This window comes from Alteromonas sp. ABH2_165, from assembly GCF_056159945.1.
The window spans coordinates 1-250 of record NZ_JBSWWF010000050.1 but is presented as its reverse complement, the minus strand read 5'-3'; the positions used below and the strand labels follow the sequence as shown (position 1 = coordinate 250).

Genomic DNA, 250 nt, shown 5'->3' with positions numbered 1-250 from the left:
ACCCATCTTGGTGTTGCCGCTTCAACACTAAATCGTGTAGTGAAGGGCAAAAGTGCAGTAACGCCAGAAATGGCGTTAAGGCTATCAAAAGTATTGGGGCGCAGCCCTGAAAGTTGGCTTAGCATGCAAGACAATTACGAGCTTTGGCAGGCCAAACAGAACATCAACTTGGATGACGTGCAGCCAATAGATCTGCATGCCGCCTAACAATCTGCTGTAGCCGCTCGCGGGCTCGCTGGGACACAAACAC

At 50.8% G+C, this 250-nt stretch carries 1 protein-coding gene; it reads left to right on the top strand.

Annotated features, from left to right (window positions below; genetic code table 11):
- Nucleotides 1–207 (top strand): HigA family addiction module antitoxin (locus ACXAFQ_RS20560; protein ID WP_474825229.1); only part of this gene is annotated, 207 nt, incomplete at its 5' end.
- Nucleotides 208–250: the final 43 nt, after the last annotated feature.